General features: G+C 63.6%; 2 protein-coding genes. Both read left to right on the top strand.

Annotated elements, in window-relative coordinates; all coding sequences use genetic code 11:
* Window positions 1-131 precede the first annotated feature (131 nt).
* Window positions 132-809, top strand: coding sequence for an erythromycin esterase family protein (locus NS2_RS38690; RefSeq protein ID WP_081986524.1), 678 nt, complete (start codon window positions 132-134; stop codon window positions 807-809).
* On the top strand, window positions 697-1,221 hold the full coding sequence (locus NS2_RS38160) for an erythromycin esterase family protein (RefSeq protein ID WP_363191202.1): 525 nt from the start codon (window positions 697-699) through the stop codon (window positions 1,219-1,221). Before NS2_RS38690 ends, NS2_RS38160 begins: the two co-directional genes overlap by 113 nt.
* Window positions 1,222-1,225 lie beyond the last annotated feature (4 nt).

Genomic DNA, 1,225 nt, shown 5'->3' with positions numbered 1-1,225 from the left:
TTCGCTCGCAACCCAGCCACCCCCTCTCCCTCATCCAGGCGTCCTTGTCTTTCTTCTTTTGGCTCTTCGTCTTTCGGGTTTTGTTCTTGCCCGCTTGACCTGAACTATGGTTGAGGTTGGAGAGTGGGGGTATGGAGATGAGCGCACTTTCGGGGGCGACTGTGGTGGGGATCGGGGAATCGACTCGATTTGCGCATGAGACGTTTGCACTGCGGGATGAGGTGTTTCGGGCTCTGGTCGAGCGGCATGGCTTCCGGACGTTGGCGGTGCAGGACAGTGCGCATGTCGGTGAGGCGCTTGCTGCTTTCGTGCGGACGGGGGAGGGGAGTGCGGGGGTGGCGCTTGCGAATGCTTGGCGGCCTTGGCGGACGCGGGAGATGGTGGGCACACTCGAGTGGGTTCGGGAGTTCAATCGGATGAACGCTGGGGATGAGGTCAGCATTATCGGGATCAAGCCGGTGCAGGCTGAGCAGGATGATTATGAGGTTGTTCTGGATGCTGTTCGGGCCCATGCTCCCGGGCGGCTGGCGCAGATCGCTGGTCATCTGGAGCCGATTCGGACTGCCCATGTCGTTGACGAGCATGTTCAACGGGCCCGGGGGTGTTCATCCGGGCCGTCCCTTCCACGAGCACGCCCGCGATGCGGCTACGGTGATCGCTTCGATCGCCGGGTTGGACGAAAATGTCCGTGCCCGAATGGCTTTGATCGAGGACTTCCATCGCCACAGCGTGGCGGGCCGCGGGAGTTATGCGGGGGAGGCCGAGGTGTGGGCTGCCGCGATCATCGGCCACTACCAGCGGACGGGTAATCGCACCGTGTACTGGGACGGCATCGCGCACGTGTCCGCCGGTGCCACCGGTCTGGGTCTGGCCGCCGACCAGGGCGTCAAGTCCAGCGTGGGAAGCGTCCTGCGCCAGCACTTCGGGCGCGACTATGCCTCCGTGGCAATCGGATTCCACCACGGAAATGTGGGGGTGGCCGAGATACCGGCTCCCGCGCCGGATTTCCTGGACGCAAAACTCGGCGCGCGGGGTGAGGCGGCGTTGTGGCCCGACATGCGTGCCGACCCGATCTCGGAACCCGTGAAAATGCGAGTGATCAGTGGCGTCTACGACCCCGTTCGAGATGCGGACGAGCACTTGGCGATTCGCAATCTGGCCGAGGCGTTCGACGTTGTGGCCCACATCCGCGAGGTGACTCCGGTGAGCTGGCTGCCCTAATACT

The organism is Nocardia seriolae NBRC 15557, assembly GCF_007990715.1.
GTDB classification, from domain to species: domain Bacteria; phylum Actinomycetota; class Actinomycetes; order Mycobacteriales; family Mycobacteriaceae; genus Nocardia; species Nocardia seriolae.
This window is presented reverse-complemented; position numbering and strand designations above follow the sequence as displayed.